The organism is Rhizobium laguerreae, from assembly GCF_002008165.1.
Lineage (GTDB): Bacteria > Pseudomonadota > Alphaproteobacteria > Rhizobiales > Rhizobiaceae > Rhizobium > Rhizobium laguerreae.
On record NZ_MRDM01000014.1, the window covers coordinates 73,401 to 89,752 of the forward strand.

A 16,352-nucleotide genomic window follows, 5' to 3' on the forward strand; every position below is an offset into this window, starting at 1 on the left:
CCTCCCAAGGGAGCAGCATTTGCGCCGGTCGAACCGTTTTCAACCCTTGCCGGATATTTGTCATGACCAAGCGTTTTCTCGCGGCTGCCGCTTTCGTTCTCCTGTCCAGCACAGTCACCGCCAGCACCACAGATATTGGAGCCACCGATATCGGCGCCATCTTCGAGACCGCCTGCCCCTTCGGCGATTGCGCCGCCGGCATCTCGCTCTCTTATCTCGGTGAATTCGTCATCCCCACCGGCCACATGGAAAACGGCATCGAATTCGGCGGTATTTCCGGCCTCGATTTCGATGCCGCCACCGGCCACTATCTCGCCATCAGCGACGACCGCTCGGAAAGAGGCCCTGCCCGTTTCTATGAACTCGACGTCGATCTCGACGCGTCGGGCCTCAAGGGCGTTTCGATCGTCAAGCAGGTGACCCTGAAGGACAAGAACGGCGAGCCCTTTGCTGCCCGGACCGTCGATCCGGAATCGATCCGCCTCGGCAAGGACGGCATCTATTGGGGCAGCGAAGGCGACGGCAAGGCGCTGCTGGCACCCTTCGTCCGCGTCGCGTCGCCGGACGGTTCCTTCGTCCGCGAATTCAAGCTGCCGGAGGGTTTCGCGCCGACCGCGGACAAGTCGACTGGCATCCGCGACAACCTCGCCTTCGAGGATCTCGCGGTCGCACCCTCCGGCGATGTTTTCGTCGGTGTCGAAGCCGCCCTCTACCAGGATGGTCCGAAATCCTCGCTGACGTCAGGCAGCCTGTCGCGCATCGTCCGCTACGACGGCGCCACCGGAAAGCCGAAGGCTGAGTACGTCTATCCCGTCTCGCCGATTCCGCAGGCCGCCACCAAGCCCGACGGCGGCAATGACAACGGCATGTCCGAGATTCTTGCCCTCGACGATCACCGCCTGCTCGCCGTCGAACGCAGCTATGCCCAGGGCTTCGGCAACAACATCAAGATCATGATGATGGATTTGACTGAGGCCACCGATGTATCCACCATCGCGTCCCTCGCCCAAAACGACCAGCGCGTCGTCCCCGTCCGCAAAAGCCAGGTGCTCGATTTGAGAGCGATCGGCCTCGTTCCCGACAATATCGAGGCCATGTCGCTCGGCAGGGCCAAGGATGGCGCCGAGGTCCTCATTCTCGGCTCCGACAATAATTTCTCGACCAGCCAGAAGACACAATTCTATGCCTTCAAGATCCTCAGCCGCCCACAGCAGTAAGACGTCCGGATCTGAGGGTCGAATAGGCACGCTTTGTATACGCTTTCACGGTGCCGACCTTGAAACCGTCGGGATCATGGCCCATAACCAGAGTACAAGAAAAAGAAGAGGCGCGCGTGGGTGTGTTCGACCGTCAGAAAAGCAATCATGAACCGCGATGGCTCGGATCGTCGGCACAGACGCGTACGCCGCTGATTCCCTCCATTTCGGCGGCGCGCTGGCTGCTGGTCCTGGTCGTCGCTGCCGGCGTCTATTTCTTCTACGGCTTCCTCGTGCCGGTGCTCGCAGCCCTCGTCATCGGCTTTGCCAGCTGGCCGCTCTACCGCAAGCTTCTTGCCCGCGTCGGCGGCAATACGACGATCGCCGCGACCATCGCCATCATCCTGATCATCACCTTCCTGGTCATCCCGATCGGGCTTGCGGTCACCTATACGACGGGCGAAGTGCGCACCTGGGTCGCTTGGGCAATCCACGCCAACCGCGCCGGCGCCCCGACACCCGACTGGATCGTCGCGCTGCCTTGGGCCGGCGCCTATCTCGATGAAGTCTGGACAAAATATATCGGCAGTCCCGGCGCACTCGGCGACGTTATCCAGGCGGTCAGCGGCGCCAATATCGGCAACATATACCGCGCCGTGCTGGCGGCAGGCGGCGGCGCCTTCCACCTGCTGCTGACGCTGCTCTTCATGCTGATCGCGCTGTTCTTCGTCTATCGCGACGGTTTCTCCTTCTCCAAGCAGATCGACATGCTGGGCGAGCGCATCCTGCCCAACCGCTGGGAGCGCATTTCCCGCGTCGTGCCGGCGACGATCAGCTCCACCGTCATGGGCATGACGCTGATCGCGATCGGCGAAGGCATCGTGCTCGGCCTTGCCTACTGGATTGCCGGCGTGCCGTCGCCGGTGACGCTCGGTGTGCTGACCGGCGTGATGGCGCTGATACCTGGCGGTGCGCCGCTCTCCTTCACGCTGGTCTCCGTCTATCTGCTGGCGAGCGGCTCGCATGTCGCCGGCATCAGTCTCTTCGTCTGGGGGACTGTCGAACTCTTCATCGTCGACAAGACGCTGCGGCCGAAACTCGTTGGCGGTCCGATCAAGCTGCCCTTCCTGCCGACCTTCTTCGGCCTCGTCGGCGGCGTCAAGACGATGGGTTTCCTCGGCCTCTTCATCGGCCCGGTGCTGATGGCGCTGATCGTTGCCATTTGGCGCGAATGGATCCACGAGGCCCGCAACGCCGACAAGAGCGAAACCGGACCGCAGATCATCATCGACGAACAGGCCCCGCCGCCGGTCCCCGGCTCGCCGAAAACCATGCCGCGCGTCGCCGAAGGCTGAACATGCCCTGAAGAGACCGGCTACCCCAGCCGCTTTTCCATGAACAGGCTGAGCGGGTCCGCCAGATAGCTGCCGAAAGGCTCGACGTCCCGATATCCATATTTGCGGTAGAGAGCGATCGCCTCGGGCTGGTAGATGCCGGTTTCGAGCCGGATCGCCGTCAGACCCTTTTCTCCGGCGATCGCTTCGAGCGCATTCATCAGACTGCTGGCGATCCTCAGGCCCCTCGCCTCGGGATCGACGAACATGCGCTTGATCTCCGCCGTGCCGTCCCCGGCCTCTACCAGCGCGCAGCAGCCCACGATCGCATCGCCATTGCGCGCGACCAGGAAGCTCACCGAAGGTTTCTCCAGCATGGAAAGGTCGACCAGATGGTTACTCTCCGCAGGATAGAGCGATTGCGCATAGGCATCGGAAAGATCGAGAAGCCGGATGACGCCCTCCTGACGCGGCGGCTCCAGGGCAATGGTGATGGACATGCTGCTCCCTCTGCTGGCGCGGGGCACAATTTTCCCCGATATGACGAAGACTTAATGCCCTTGCCTTCATTCGGTTGGAATTGCGCCCTCTAAGACGATGAAGTGCTCAATAATCAAGGAAGCAGAATATGCAAGCGGTGCTGATCGCGATGACCATTCTCGGCTGCGACGATTCCATCAGCCAGTGCAATTATGTCGCGACCGTCGATAAACGCTGGGGAACTGTTGCCGCCTGCGATGCCGAAGCCGAACGAAGGCTGAAGACTTATGTGAACGTCAACTATCCCTCGGTGATCGCGGTGTGCGAGGCGCCGAAAACGATCGCAGCCGCCGAGCCACCGAAAGCGGCGCCAGTGCCTGCCGCTGCGCCCGAGGTCGTTGTGGCCGCGCCCGACGAACCCACAGGAAGGATCGCCGGTTTTGCTGAAGGCATCGCCGGGCAGGTCCGCGCCCACCTGCCCTCGGGCAGAAGCGTTAAGGACACACTGACCAAGCCCGTGCACTTCGTCTCCGCCAGCTATTCATGGGTGGTGACTCGGCTGGCCGATTAGGGCGCCGTGCGTGCTTTCGGACGCACAAAGGACGCTCTAACACTTTCAATCCTCGCATCGTGCTTTCCGAAAATCGATTCCGATTTTCGGGCCGATGCGCTAGGCCGCCGCAAGTGCCGCATAGACGCGGGCCGATTGTCGCTGCTCGTTAACGTGCAGCTTTTCCACCATGTCGAGCAACTCGCCGATCGCACCATGCGCGTCGTGATGGCGGAATTTTTCGAGAAGACGGCCGCAGACATTGCCGAGCACGCTGCCCGGCGCTTTTCTGGCGGCATCGCGCCACAGCATCGTCGCCTCGACGAAGATCACGCTGATATCCCTCGGCAGGCCGGCGGACTCATAGAGCGCGCGCACGGCATGCATGCGCCCGGTTGCCAGGATCGAACGCACGCGGCGCTCGCTGCACGCGGTCAGATCGACGATCGCGCCGGCGAAGAAGTCCACCTTGCCGGCACAAAGCGCATGCATCAGGAAGGACGGCGTCAGCCGGCCGTTGAGGCGCAGATGCTGAACGAGATCGGGTATTTCGCGCGGGGCGATGTCGCCGGCGATCGAAACGATGGCAGCCTCGGTCGCCTCGCGGCTGATGCGCTGAAGCCGCTGCAGACCGATCGCCGCCTGCGCCAGCGGCAGGCCGACCAGCGCATTGCTGACATGCTGGGTCAGCAATTGGCGGGCATCGGCGGGAAGATCGCTGCGGTCGAGAAGCAGGTTGCGAATATCGCAGCAGTCGCCGAGCCGTTCGGCGATGCGTTTCAACGATAGGCTGGAAATCACCGCGCCGTCATTCTCCAGCAGGCAGAGCAGTTCTTCCTCGTCGCCGACCTCCGCAAGGGCGGCGGAGACCGGGCGTGTCACATGCGCTCTGGCGGCGATCAGCATGCGGGTGGCGCCGTTGCCGCGCGCGGCAAGGTCGACGAGATCGGCATCGCTCAAAAGTGGCGAGCAGGTCACCGCGTGGCAGGCGACCTCGGGCTGGTCTTCGGCAAGCGAAAGGACAAGGTTGCGCGGCGCATCGGGCGACCAGGCGATCGCCTCGGCAAGCGCAAGCCGCACGCGCGGCGACGGATCGTCGAGTAGAAAGGTCATCGCCATTTCGGCCGCCGCCCGCTCATCCGTGGACATTTCGGACTGCAGATAGGCGCGCCCGAGGGCGTTTGCTGCCCGCGCCCGGTCACCGGTCTTGGCCGTTTCGATCCAACGAAGGAAAGCTTCTACGATCACGCGACGCCCCAGCATTTGAACGCGATTCCCTCGCGCTCCATTCAATGCTGCGACCGTAGCGGCAAAAGGTTTAAGATTGGTTCACCATGTTTCTTAAGCCTTTGGATGCCTTGCCGGTTCGGCTCAGCCTTGCTGCGTCTGCGGCCGGATCATCTCGAAAACATCGCTGCCTTCGCTGTAATCCATGTAGCCCATGCGGGCCAAAGGTCGGGCGATCGACATGTCGAGGCGGCCGTCCCTGACGATCGCCTCATCGATGCGGATGCCGACCACTTCGCCGAAGACGAGGACGTTTTCGGATGGTTCGCCCGACAGCGTCTTCGGTTCGATGATCTCGGTCACCCTGCATTCGAGCACCGCGAAGGCCTCGCCGACATAGGGCGCGTCGATCAGTTCGGCCGGCTTCGCCGTCAGGCCGGCGAAGTCGAATTCGCTGTCGCCATAAGGCAGCGCCGCCGAGGAGAGGTTCATCTTCTCGGCGAGATCGCGGCTGACGAAATTGCAGGTGAAGACGCCGGTCTCGGCCGCGTTGCGCTGGCTGTGCTTGCGCCCGGCCGAAGAAAACATCACCAGCTTCGGCCGGTCGGCAACGGCATTGAAGAAGGAATAGGGCGCCAGATTGATCGAACCATCCCTGCCCTTGCTGCCGATCCAGCCGATCGGGCGCGGCGACACGATCGCCTTGAACGGGTCATGCGCGAGCCCGTGCCGGTTGCTGTCGGTGGTGTAGAACATCAGTCGTCTCCGCCGACCCAGGTCACGGTATCGGCAAGCTCCGGCCGCGGCCGCTCGATCGCCGGAAATGTCGTCGAGCCGATATGGATGAAGCCCGCTACTTTTTCATCAGGCCCGACGCCGAGCAGCGGATAGGCGCGCTCGTCATAGGCGAACCACTCCGTCAGCCAGTTGGCGACATAACCGTTGGCATTGGCGGCGAGGATGACGTTGAAGCAAAGCGCGCCTGCCGACATCATCTGCTCCCATTCCGGGATCTTGATATGCGGCCCCGCCTTGCTGACGACGGCGACGACCACGGGCGCACGGGTGAAACGGCTGCGCTCGACCTGGATCATCTCATCGGAGAGATCGGGCTTTGTCTGAAGTGCCAGCGTCAGAAGTTCCTCGCCGAGACGCACGCGCTGCTCTCCGCGATAGACGATGAAGCGCCAGGGCGCGATCTTGCCGTGATCGGGAACACGCGAGGCAAGACGCAGGATCTCCTCGATCTCGGCCTTCTCGGGGCCTGGTTCGCACATCTGAAAAGCGGGGATGGAACGGCGCACGGCGAGGTAGTCGATCAGCTTGATATCGGATTTCATACGGGAGAAGCTCTCATTTTTATGCTGCTGCAAAGGGTGGGTCTTGAATTTGCCATCGCGTTGGTCTTGAAGTGACCTTTGCGATTTCAGAAGTCAATCGGTTCACGAAACAGATGTTTGGCATTTTGCCTTTTGCACGCATCGGCCTTGCCATTGCCCTGATGGTATTGATGCCCCTCGGCGCCGGCGCTCAGGATGCTTTCAAGGAATTCAAACAGCTTGAATCGACGCCGAAGATGCCGAAGCTCGATGCCTTCATCGCGCCCGGCACGGTGCCCGAAGGGGTCAAGCTGCGTGACGTCCCTATGGAAGCCAAGCTGACGGCGGACGGCACGCCGATTGAGGAAGGCCTCTCCTGGTATGTCTTCAGCCCAATCGCCGGATCCGACGGCAAGCTGCCGCTGATCGCCAGCGCCAAGGGCGGCCCCGCCGCCTTCCAGCTCGCTGCCGGCGATTATTTCGTCAACGTCTCTTTCGGCCGCGCCGGCGTCACCAAGAAACTGACCGTGCCCGCCGAAGGCGAGGTCGAAAAACAGGTGATGGTGCTCGATGCGGGCGGCCTGCTGCTCAATGCCATCTCCGGCACCGACGCCCGCATCCGCCCCGACCAGTTGAGCTTTTCGATATATTCCTCGGACGTGCGCGACGACGGCGAGCGCGGCCTTGTCATGGCCGATGTCTCGCCGAATACCGTCATCCGTCTCAATGCTGGCACCTATCACATCGTTTCCGAATATGGCAACGTCAACGCCGTGATCCGCGCCGACATCCAGGTCGAGGCCGGCAAGCTGACCGAGGCGACGATCCAGCATCGTGCCGCGCAGATAACTTTCAAGCTGGTCTCCGATGCCGGCGGCGAGGCGATTGCCGATACCGCATGGTCGATCCTGACGGCAGCCGGCGACAGTGTCGGCGAAAGTGTCAGCGCCTTCCCGACCATGGTTCTCGCCGAAGGCGGATATTCCGCCGTCGCCCGCAACAAGGACAAGATCTACCAGCGCGATTTCACCGTCGTCGCCGGCAGGAACACCGATGTCGAGGTTCTGATGAAGGACCAGCAGCCGCAGCCGCCGGTCAGCGCGGCCCGCACGGTGCAGCAGGTACCGGTCGGCACGCCACCGCCGCCAGGCGTCCAGCCGGCTCCGGTGGAGCCGCTGCCCTCCTACGAACAGCTCGTGCCGCAGGGCGGCGACGACACCAGCCTCGATTGATTTTTCCGTGAGCGGTTTCGGCTCGAGCCGACGTCGGCGCCACTGAGAAGACGGATCGCGGCCAGAAGCCCCGACCGTGCAGCTCTGCGGTGCTCAGGCGCGGATTCCATCATTGCCATAGAGTATTTTTCTGAATCGTACCCCGGTCTCGGGATGACTCGTTCCGATAATATTATGGTGATAGATCAGCTTCCGACAGCGCCGAAGCCCAGCGCTGTCGGTTCCCGGCCGCTTTCAGGCCGCCTTGGCTTTTTTTGCTTCGGCCTTGCGACGAATGTCAGGCGGTGTCGCTTCGAGGGCAAGGCTCTCGACGGCGGCGTCGAGCCCCATCGAAACCTGGTCCTGGCTGCCGAGGTGGCGGATATTGACCGTGCGCTCCTCCGCCTCCTTCCTGCCGCAGACGATGATGACAGGAACCTTGGTGACCGAATGCTCGCGGATCTTGTAGTTGATCTTCTCGTTGCGGAAGTCGGTCTCGACGTTGAGACCGGCCTCGCGCAGCGCCTCGGCCACTTCAAGCCCGTAGCCGTCGGCTTCCGAGGTGATCGTTGCGACCACCACCTGCAGCGGCGATACCCAGAGCGGCATGTGGCCGGCGAAGTTCTCGATCAGGATGCCGAGGAAACGCTCCATCGAGCCGCAGATGGCGCGATGGATCATCACCGGCTGCGTCTTTTCCGAGTTGCTGTCGATGTAGAAGGCGCCGAACCGCTCCGGCAGGTTGAAGTCGACCTGCGTCGTCCCGCACTGCCATTCGCGGCCGATCGCATCCTTGAGCGTATATTCGAACTTCGGACCGTAGAAGGCGCCCTCGCCCGGCACGATGCCGGTCTTGATATTGTTGGACTGCTGCTGGATCGTCTCCAGCACGCCCATCATCACGCTTTCGGCGCGGTCCCAGAGCTCGTCCGAACCGACGCGCTTTTCCGGCCGGGTGGAGAGCTTGATCGTCACTTCATCGAAGCCGAAATCCTGATAGACCGAAAGGATCAGGTCGTTGATCTTCAGGCACTCGGCGGCCATCTGCTCGTCGGTGCAGAAGATGTGCGCATCGTCCTGCGTGAAGCCGCGCACGCGCATCAGCCCATGCAGCGCGCCTGACGGCTCGTAGCGGTGGACATTGCCGAATTCGGCGAGCCGAATCGGCAGCTCGCGATAGGATTTCAGCCCGTGCTTGAAGATCTGGATATGGCCCGGGCAGTTCATCGGCTTCAGCGCGAAGACGCGGTCGTCATCGGTGTCGTCGCCGGCAACCGTTACCTTGAACATGTTGTCGCGGTACCAGCCCCAGTGACCGGAGGTTTCCCACAGCGACTTGTCGAGCACCTGCGGCGCATTGACCTCCTGATAGTCGCCAGCAAGCCGGCGGCGCATATAGGCGACCAGCGTCTGGAATACGCGCCAGCCCTTGCCGTGCCAGAAGACGACGCCGGGACCCTCTTCCTGGAAATGGAAGAGATCCATCTCGCGGCCGAGGCGGCGGTGATCGCGCTTTTCGGCTTCGGCAAGCATATGCAGGTAGTTGTCGAGTTCCGACTGCTCGGCGAAGGCCGTGCCGTAGATACGGCTCAGCATCGGGTTGTTGCTGTCGCCGCGCCAATAGGCGCCGGCCACCTTCAAGAGCTTGAAGGCGCTGCCGATCTGACCGGTCGAGGCCATGTGCGGGCCACGGCAGAGATCGAACCAGTCGCCCTGGTAATAGATCTTGAGATCCTGCCCTTCCGGAATCGCGTCGACGAGTTCGACCTTGTACTGCTCGCCCTTGTCGGCGAAGACCTGTTTCGCCTTCTCGCGCGACCAGACCTGCTTGGTGAAGGCGGCGTTGCGGGCGATGATCTCCTTCATCTTTTTTTCGATCTTCGGCAGATCGTCGAGTGTAAAGGGCTCGTTCTTGGCGAAGTCGTAATAGAAGCCGTTTTCGATGACCGGGCCGATCGTCACCTGGGTGCCGGGCCAGAGCTCCTGCACTGCTTCAGCCATGACATGCGCCGCGTCGTGGCGGATGAGTTCCAGCGCGCGGTCGTCATTGCGGGTGATGATCTCGATCCTGCCGGTCGTCACGGGATCGGAAAGGTCGCGCACGGCGCCGTCGATTGCAACGGCGACCGCCTTCTTGGCGAGTGACTTGGAAATGGATTCGGCGACATCCCGGCCGGTTGCGCCGGCATCATAGCCGCGCACGGAACCATCGGGAAATGTCAGGGAAATAGCTTGGGACATCGAAATTCTCCTTGTCCAGTCCCGCCAACGAATGCGGGTGGTTGACATGAAAGCGCCTCCGCGGAGCTGAATGCGCTGCCGCCTGATAGCCAGATTTCCTGTCTGAGTAAAGAAAAAGCGGGGGCTATATAATCATTTCAGTCAGCCCGCGCACGGTGTTCCAGTTGCGCATCGTACCGACGCCGAGCCGCTTGGTCGTCAGCGCCGAAAGCAGCTTGGATTGGCTCGGCTTGCCGGCGAAATCGATCCAGAGATCGCCGCCGACGACGGCGATGCGCTGTCCCTCCGTCATCAGCGGTTTCAGCGCCTCCACCTTCTGCGGGTCGACCGGCAGACGCATCACCCGGACGATGACCTGGTCGCCATTGCCATCCTTGAAGGGATTGGTGCTGCAAAGCGCCATCCAGGTGCAGTCGCTGCGCACGATGATATCGACATGTTTGCCGAACTTTTCTTCAAAGGCCTCTTCCAGCTGGGTCTCGAGTTCGTGCGGTCGCATCTCGTCGGCCTCGAAGACAAGATTGCCTGTAGAAACCAGCGTGCGCGCCTCGCGATAGCCGAGCTCTTCGGCAAGGGCGCGCAAATCCTGCATGACGACGCGGCGGTCGGGCGTCAGGACAATGCTGTGCAGAAGGGCGATGAAGGTGCTCATGGCTGCCAGAACTCCTCTGCGCCGTCGGGCAAGGTCTTCAGCACTCTGTCAAATGCGGCGGCGTCGACATGTTTTCGAACGGCCATCGCCACGTCTCGGATGGCGGTGTCGGGCGCAAAATTATGGTCACCGCGCAGTGACTGCACCTCCCGCGTCATCGCCGAACGATCCTCGAAGGACCGTTTGGCCTCGTCGGGATTCCAGTCGGAGACGAAGATCGCGCGCAGCACCGGCGGCAGTACATCGGCAAACCGGAGTGCATCTGCGAAATCGAGGCGGCGGCGGAACGTCTGAAAGACCCCTTGGGTCATAGTGTAGACCACATTGCGGCTGTCGATCAGCGTATCGGCTCTCACATCATCGAGATAATGGTCGAAGTCTTCCGATGCACGCCTGTATTCGCCGGGCATCGTCATGACGCTCACCCTTTCTTCCGTCCGAGGGCAAAGTAGCGCCACGGCGTCCACCAGGGAAAGCCGTCGCCCAGCATCTCCGGCACCTGGTCGAGGCCGCTGGTGCCGCCCGGGCCGCAGCGTCCGACGCGAAACAGCGTCATCCAGCCGCCGGCCCACAAGCCATGGCGGGCGATCGACTCGTAGCCATATTCTGAGCAGGTCGGGATATGGCGGCAGGAATTGCCGACAAAGCCGGAAAGCGTCAGCTGATAGAGGCGAACCAGCCCCATGCCGAGCAGGCGGTCGGGTGTCTTGCGGAACGGGCCGGCATAGTTGCGGGAGGTGCGTGCGGCCTTTTCGCGCGGCTTTGCTGATCCGGTGGCACCACCGTCGTCCTCATCATCGGCCTGCCGAACGCAGAACTCGCACATGTCAGTTACGCCTCGACAACTTCCGCCCGTTTTGCCTCGATCTGCCCGATCGCATCGACGACGGCATCGAAGGTCAGCATCGTCGAGGCATGGCGGGCCTTGTAGTCCCGCACCGGCAGCAGATAGCGCATGTCTTCGAATCGTCCACGGGGCCCCGCCCCGTCCGCCTTCAACATGGCGAGCATGTCCTGGCGGGCCTGGCGCAGTTCGTCCGACGTGGCGCCGACCACATGGCGGGCCATGATAGAGGACGAGGCCTGGCCGAGCGCGCAGGCCTTCACGTCATGGGCAAAACCGGTCACGGTGTCGCCATCCATCTTCAGCCAGATCCGTACCTTCGAGCCGCAGAGCTTCGAATGGGCCTGGGCGCTCGCATCGGCATCATCAAGCGTGCCGGTCAGCGGAATATTGCCGGCGAATTCGAGGATTTTGCTATTGTAGATATCGTCCATGCTGGATTTCCGCTCCAAAATCGCTGCGGATCGGCCTCTCTGAGGGCGTTATTGTCGTCAAAACAAAAAACACACCGTGTCGTGTGAGGATACTTACATACGATGGCCGTCTTCCTATATGTATGTCGTTCGAAGGCCATGAAAATGCAATGGCCTGGTGTAAGTTTGATTGGGAAACCGTGCCGGACGGGCGTTGAAATTGCCCTGAAAGCCCCGGAGCCTGCCAAAGGTGCATGAATTCCCGCATGGGATTGACCAGTGGCGATTCCGACAGATGGGTCCGCGGTGCGGACCAGGAGACCATTGTTCATGGACGCCATCGTAAAGAATTTTCCGCAGACGAACCGCGACTCGGATCGCCCCTCCCAGCAGGAGGCGGAGGAAGCCGTTCGCGTTCTGCTGCGCTGGGCCGGTGACGACCCGACACGTGAAGGCCTGCTCGAAACGCCGGCCCGCGTCGTCAAATCGTACCGCGAGCTTTTTTCCGGTTACGACATGGCGGCGGAAGACGTGCTCGGCCGCACCTTCGAGGAGGTCGCCGGTTACGACGACATGGTCCTCGTCAAGGATATTCCGTTCTACTCGCATTGCGAACACCACATGGTGCCGATCATCGGCAAGGCCCACGTTGCCTATATGCCGGACGGGCGTGTGCTCGGCCTGTCGAAGATTGCGCGTGTCGTCGAGATCTATGGCCGCCGCCTGCAGACGCAGGAAACGATGACTGCGCAGATCGCCCGGGCCATCGACGATACGCTGAATCCGCGCGGCGTCGCCGTGTTGATCGAGGCCGAACATATGTGCATGGCGATGCGCGGCGTTCAGAAGCAGGGCTCGACCACGTTGACGACGACATTCACGGGAACGTTCAAGACTGAGCCGGCCGATCAGGCCCGCTTCATGACCATGGTGCGGAGCCGCTGATACCGGCTCCCTCAGGAGGGCCGCGATGAGTCAACTGATCTTCAATCAACCATCCGAGGACAAGTCGGCGTTGGAAGACGCCGGCGATTTCACGCCGCGTTTCGACGACCGCGGCCTGATCACCGCGATCGTCACCGACGCCGGCGACGGCGAGTTGCTGATGGTGGCGCACATGAATGCCCAGGCATTGGCGCTGACCATCCAGACCGGCACCGCGCACTATTTCAGCCGTTCGCGCGGCAAGCTCTGGAAGAAGGGCGAGACCTCGGGTAATCTCCAGACGGTGAAGGAAATCCGCACCGATTGCGATCAGGACGCCATCTGGCTGAAGGTCGAGGTCGCCGGCCACGACGCCACCTGTCACACCGGCCGCCGCTCCTGCTTCTACCGGACGATCACGCTTCGAGACGGAAAGCCGATGCTTGATATCTTTGACGACGAGCTTCATTTCGATCCGCAGGATGTCTACGGAAAATAGCCTGAAATTCCCCGGCATTTGCTCCTTATTGCGCCAGAAACCGCATCTATATACCATTTGGAAACTGATCGGGCACACTATCGAAAATCAAGTGTTCTGCTGGGAGGGGAGAGCGCCATGCTGAGCTGGAGTCTGCATCGTCAAAGCTCTGAAGGCGAGGGTTCCGGTTCCGGCATATCGACCACGCTCGAGATGCTCCCGCCTCCTGCGCCTCAAAAGAAAATCAAGATTGCGCTCGCACTCGGCGGCGGCGCTGCCCGCGGCTGGGCCCATATCGGCGTGCTGCGCGCACTCGACGAAGCAAAGGTCGAGATCGGCATGATTGCCGGCACCTCGATCGGCGCGCTGGTCGGCGGCTGCTATCTCGCCGGCAAGCTCGATGAACTCGAAAGTTTCGCGCGCTCGCTGACGATGCGCCGCATCGCAAGTCTCCTCGACCTCACCATCGGCGGCAGCGGCCTGTTCGGCGGCATGCGGCTGACCAAGCGCATGCAGGAACATCTCGAAGGCCTGAACGTCGAGGATCTCGACCGGCCGTTCGTCGCGGTCGCGGCCGAGGTCAATACCGGCCATGAGGTCTGGATTGCCAATGGTTCGCTGATTACGGCGCTGCGCGCCTCTTATGCCCTGCCCGGCATTTTCGAGCCGGTGCGCAGCAATCACCGCACGCTGGTCGATGGGGCGCTGGTCAATCCCGTCCCCGTCTCCGTTTGCCGAGCCTACGAGCAGCCGCTCGTCGTCGCCGTCAATCTCAATTACGATCTCTACGGCCGCTCGGCCGTCGTTCGGCACAATGCCAGCCTGTCGGCCCAGGAAGTGCAGAAACAGGAAGAGGCGCCCTATGCGCGCCTCGGCATGACCGGCGTCATGGTGCAGGCCTTCAACATCATCCAGGACAGGATCGCCCGCGCCCGCCTTGCCGGCGATCCGCCGGATATTTCGCTGCAGCCGCGCCTCAGCTATATCGGCCTTTCCGAATTCCACCGGGCCGGCGAGGCGATCGAACGCGGCTACGAGGAAGCCAGAGCCCGGCTCCCCGAGATCCAGCGCATGCAGGAAGTCTACGCAAGCAACCCCTGATGCACGTCGTGCGAAAGCGTGTGACGGTTTGGGACGACGACACCAAGCGAGGCAGCCGAAAACCTCAGCCGGCGATATAGGCCTTGATTTCCTCGGCCTCACGCTCGACTTCGGCGATACGCGATTTCACCACGTCGCCGATCGAGATGATGCCGGCAAGCTTGCCGTTGCTTTCCACCGGCACGTGACGGAAACGTCGGCTGGTCATCAGCTCCATCAGCTCGTTGACGGTCGTCTCCTCATGGCAGCGATAGACCTTCGCGGTCATGACCTGGGCCAGCGGCTGGTCGAGGCCTTCCTTGCCGTGTTTGGCGATCGCATGCACGAGATCGCGCTCGGTGAACATGCCCGAAATCCGGTTCTCCATGCCGACGACGACGATGGCGCCGATCTTCTTCCTGCTGAGGATGACGGCCGCCTCGGCGACGGTGGCGTTCGGCCCGACGGTGACGACGTCCCTGCCCTTCAGGTCGAGGATTGCTTTGACTGAACTGGTCATTCGAACCTCCTATGTCCGTGAAACACTTGTCACAGGCATCCGCGGCGGTTTCTCCCCCCGGCACGGATATAGGTCGATCGTGCACTGCCCGGCTCAGGATTGCAACACATCCTTCTCGGTTCCGTCAGGTTCCATCACCGGCGGGCGCGGCGCCCGGTCGAACAGAGAAAACAACAGGAAGCCGAAGACGAAGCCGCCGATATGCGCGTCCCAGGCAATCGCTTGGTCGCTGTCGCCGACGAGCGGGATGCCGACGGCGATCAACGCATTGCCGACCAGCCAGAGCAGCATGAAGATGATGACGGTACGGCTCTTCAGCGCCTCGAAGATGGAAAGCCGAGGGTTGAGATGCGCAGGCAGCATCGGCCGCCGTTCGGCTGGAAAGGCGAATCGGCAGGCGGCGCCCATCAGCCCGGAGATGACACCCGATGCGCCGATCAGCAGCGACACGTCTCCCCAGTTCAGGACCGCGTGCAGTATGGCGGACGCGACAGCGGAAAAAAACCAGAAGAGCACGAAACGCAGCGTCCCGATGCGGCGCACGACCGGCGCGCCGAAGGCCATCAGCCAGAACGCGTTGAAGACGATATGCTGGAAACTGCCGTGCAGCAGCGAATAGGTAACGGGCGTCCAGAACAGCTCCAGCCCCTGCTGCGACAGCGGAATCACATAACGGGCGGGAACGAAGCCGAAGGTGAAGAATAGCCAGTTCTGCGCATCGTCGGACAGCAAGAGCTCCTGCACCGCATAGATGATGGCCATCAGGCAAAGGCTGAAGAACAACGCCGGCGGAAGGTTGAAGACCGGTTCACGCGGTCGTGCCGGCGGCTGGACCTCGGGAGGTTCGGGCGCCTTGTGCGGCTCGGCCGTCTGCTCATTCATCTGTGTTTTGCCTCGTTGAGGCCACAGCCATACAGTAGCGACTGTCAAAAAAAAAGCCGTCCGAAGTGCCGGACGGCGTACCGGGAGCTCCAGGAAAAGACCTCGGCCCGGGCAGGTTGTGCTGAACTTCGAAAGTCGAAGCGATGGCAGGACAGTGTCACGACGGGCATTGCATCTCAACCGGAACCATCTCTTAACCTTAACCGCCGCGATCTGGCATGAAATCCGCAAGGTAGAGCCTGTACGGGCAATGACTGCCCGAAAATGCTCCGGAATGGGACAGGTTGGTGTGAAATGCGTGTGCAAACGACCATCGAAATTTTTGACTACTGGAACCGTATCCGCGGCGCTGCCGATGCGCCGCTGAAATCACAGGTCGAACCCTCCGCCGTCCCCCATCTTCTCCAGAGTCTGTTCATTCTGGAGAGGCGCGAGGGCGGAGACATCGGTTTCCGGCTCGCCGGCACCCGCATCTGTGATCTCTTTGGGCGTGACCTGCGCGGCGAACGTTTTTCCTCTCTCTGGGCAAATGGTCAGCTCGCGGACATCGAACGCACGGCGATGGGCGTCATGGACCATGCCATGCCGGCCCTGTTCAACGCCACCGGCTACAGCACCGTCGGTCATCAGGCCTCCTTCGAGATTATCATGATGCCGCTGCGTTCCCCGGACGGCGCCTGCGACCGGCTGCTTGGCGCGATCGCGCCGGCAGCGGCCGCGAGCTGGCTGGAGATCGTACCGCTCGAATTCCTGGCGCTCGACCGCAGCCGCCTGCTGCCCGGAAAATTCGACAAGGCAGCACCGGCCGAACCGCGCCCGATCAACAGGATCGTCGCTGGCAAAAGCATCCATTTCGGGCAGGTCATGCGCCGCATGGTGTCGCAGCTGCTGAGCGTGGAGGCGCGCTGACGATCCCATTTCGGCACATCCGGCATACTCGTTTTCCGCTACATGGGGACAGGGCAAAACAACCTTCTGTTAATGGATTGTGGGTAAAGATC

At 61.9% G+C, this 16,352-nt stretch carries 19 protein-coding genes; 8 read left to right on the forward strand and 11 right to left on the reverse strand.

What is annotated here, in order from left to right; translation table 11 throughout:
* Positions 1–62 precede the first annotated feature (62 nt).
* Both BS630_RS16095 and BS630_RS16100 read left to right on the forward strand, forming a co-directional pair.
* A complete protein-coding gene (locus BS630_RS16095) occupies positions 63–1,217 on the forward strand; it encodes an esterase-like activity of phytase family protein (protein ID WP_077978207.1) in 1,155 nt (384 codons plus the stop codon).
* A 116-nt stretch (positions 1,218–1,333) separates the two neighbouring features.
* Positions 1,334–2,551 carry an AI-2E family transporter gene (locus BS630_RS16100; RefSeq protein WP_077978208.1) on the forward strand — a complete coding sequence of 406 codons (1,218 nt, stop codon included), beginning with the start codon at positions 1,334–1,336 and terminating at the stop codon, positions 2,549–2,551.
* Positions 2,552–2,571: 20 nt separating this feature from the next.
* Here the strand turns inward: BS630_RS16100 and BS630_RS16105 are convergent, their stop codons facing one another.
* Entirely contained in the window at positions 2,572–3,030 is a 459-nt protein-coding gene (locus tag BS630_RS16105) for a GNAT family N-acetyltransferase (RefSeq protein WP_077978209.1), read from the reverse strand.
* Between the two features lie 128 nt (positions 3,031–3,158).
* On the opposite strand from BS630_RS16105, the gene BS630_RS16110 reads away from it, so the two are divergent.
* The gene (locus tag BS630_RS16110) at positions 3,159–3,581 is read left to right on the forward strand and encodes a hypothetical protein (RefSeq protein ID WP_077978210.1); all 423 of its coding nucleotides are present in this window, start codon (positions 3,159–3,161) and stop codon (positions 3,579–3,581) included.
* Between the two features lie 99 nt (positions 3,582–3,680).
* Here BS630_RS16110 and BS630_RS16115 read toward each other — a convergent pair whose 3' ends face one another.
* The 3 genes from BS630_RS16115 to BS630_RS16125 all read right to left on the reverse strand — a co-directional run bounded on the left by BS630_RS16115 (position 3,681) and on the right by BS630_RS16125 (position 6,127).
* Positions 3,681–4,823: a DUF2336 domain-containing protein gene (locus tag BS630_RS16115; protein ID WP_077978211.1), complete on the reverse strand. Its 1,143-nt coding sequence runs from the start codon at positions 4,821–4,823 to the stop codon at positions 3,681–3,683.
* 108 nt (positions 4,824–4,931) lie between these two features.
* Positions 4,932–5,543 carry a flavin reductase family protein gene (locus tag BS630_RS16120; protein WP_062944302.1) on the reverse strand — a complete coding sequence of 204 codons (612 nt, stop codon included), beginning with the start codon at positions 5,541–5,543 and terminating at the stop codon, positions 4,932–4,934.
* Entirely contained in the window at positions 5,543–6,127 is a 585-nt protein-coding gene (locus BS630_RS16125; RefSeq protein ID WP_077978212.1) for a nitroreductase family protein, read from the reverse strand. Before BS630_RS16125 ends, BS630_RS16120 begins: the two co-directional genes overlap by 1 nt.
* Before the next feature lie 113 nt (positions 6,128–6,240).
* On the opposite strand from BS630_RS16125, the gene BS630_RS16130 reads away from it, so the two are divergent.
* Entirely contained in the window at positions 6,241–7,338 is a 1,098-nt protein-coding gene (locus BS630_RS16130; protein WP_077978213.1) for a hypothetical protein, read from the forward strand.
* 234 nt (positions 7,339–7,572) lie between these two features.
* Here BS630_RS16130 and thrS read toward each other — a convergent pair whose 3' ends face one another.
* The 5 genes from thrS to BS630_RS16155 all read right to left on the reverse strand — a co-directional run bounded on the left by thrS (position 7,573) and on the right by BS630_RS16155 (position 11,488).
* Positions 7,573–9,558 (reverse strand): threonine--tRNA ligase, encoded by a 1,986-nt coding sequence (gene thrS / locus BS630_RS16135; protein WP_077978214.1) that lies wholly within the window; start codon positions 9,556–9,558, stop codon positions 7,573–7,575.
* 124 nt (positions 9,559–9,682) lie between these two features.
* Positions 9,683–10,210, reverse strand: coding sequence for a DUF1697 domain-containing protein (locus BS630_RS16140; RefSeq protein ID WP_077978215.1), 528 nt, complete (start codon positions 10,208–10,210; stop codon positions 9,683–9,685).
* Positions 10,207–10,626, reverse strand: a complete 420-nt coding sequence (locus tag BS630_RS16145; protein ID WP_077979194.1) for a DUF2267 domain-containing protein — start codon at positions 10,624–10,626, stop codon at positions 10,207–10,209. Before BS630_RS16145 ends, BS630_RS16140 begins: the two co-directional genes overlap by 4 nt.
* Before the next feature lie 5 nt (positions 10,627–10,631).
* Positions 10,632–11,036 (reverse strand): membrane protein insertion efficiency factor YidD, encoded by a 405-nt coding sequence (gene yidD / locus BS630_RS16150; protein ID WP_077978216.1) that lies wholly within the window; start codon positions 11,034–11,036, stop codon positions 10,632–10,634.
* Between the two features lie 5 nt (positions 11,037–11,041).
* Positions 11,042–11,488, reverse strand: a complete 447-nt coding sequence (locus tag BS630_RS16155; protein WP_065280044.1) for an iron-sulfur cluster assembly scaffold protein — start codon at positions 11,486–11,488, stop codon at positions 11,042–11,044.
* Positions 11,489–11,797: 309 nt separating this feature from the next.
* Between BS630_RS16155 and folE the strand changes: the two genes are divergently transcribed.
* The 3 genes from folE to BS630_RS16170 all read left to right on the forward strand — a co-directional run bounded on the left by folE (position 11,798) and on the right by BS630_RS16170 (position 13,970).
* Positions 11,798–12,412 carry a GTP cyclohydrolase I FolE gene (gene folE, locus BS630_RS16160; RefSeq protein ID WP_017960561.1) on the forward strand — a complete coding sequence of 205 codons (615 nt, stop codon included), beginning with the start codon at positions 11,798–11,800 and terminating at the stop codon, positions 12,410–12,412.
* 25 nt (positions 12,413–12,437) lie between these two features.
* A complete protein-coding gene (hisI, locus tag BS630_RS16165) occupies positions 12,438–12,890 on the forward strand; it encodes a phosphoribosyl-AMP cyclohydrolase (RefSeq protein ID WP_077978217.1) in 453 nt (150 codons plus the stop codon).
* Between the two features lie 117 nt (positions 12,891–13,007).
* The gene (locus BS630_RS16170; protein ID WP_077978218.1) at positions 13,008–13,970 is read left to right on the forward strand and encodes a patatin-like phospholipase family protein; all 963 of its coding nucleotides are present in this window, start codon (positions 13,008–13,010) and stop codon (positions 13,968–13,970) included.
* Between the two features lie 64 nt (positions 13,971–14,034).
* Here BS630_RS16170 and BS630_RS16175 read toward each other — a convergent pair whose 3' ends face one another.
* Both BS630_RS16175 and BS630_RS16180 read right to left on the reverse strand, forming a co-directional pair.
* The gene (locus tag BS630_RS16175; protein WP_077978219.1) at positions 14,035–14,469 is read right to left on the reverse strand and encodes a CBS domain-containing protein; all 435 of its coding nucleotides are present in this window, start codon (positions 14,467–14,469) and stop codon (positions 14,035–14,037) included.
* Positions 14,470–14,562: 93 nt separating this feature from the next.
* On the reverse strand, positions 14,563–15,351 hold the full coding sequence (locus BS630_RS16180; RefSeq protein WP_077978220.1) for a rhomboid family intramembrane serine protease: 789 nt from the start codon (positions 15,349–15,351) through the stop codon (positions 14,563–14,565).
* A gap of 264 nt (positions 15,352–15,615) precedes the next feature.
* On the opposite strand from BS630_RS16180, the gene BS630_RS16185 reads away from it, so the two are divergent.
* Complete coding sequence (locus BS630_RS16185; RefSeq protein WP_020050059.1) at positions 15,616–16,260, forward strand: PAS domain-containing protein; 645 nt, start codon at positions 15,616–15,618, stop codon at positions 16,258–16,260.
* The last annotated feature ends 92 nt before the right edge of the window (positions 16,261–16,352 follow it).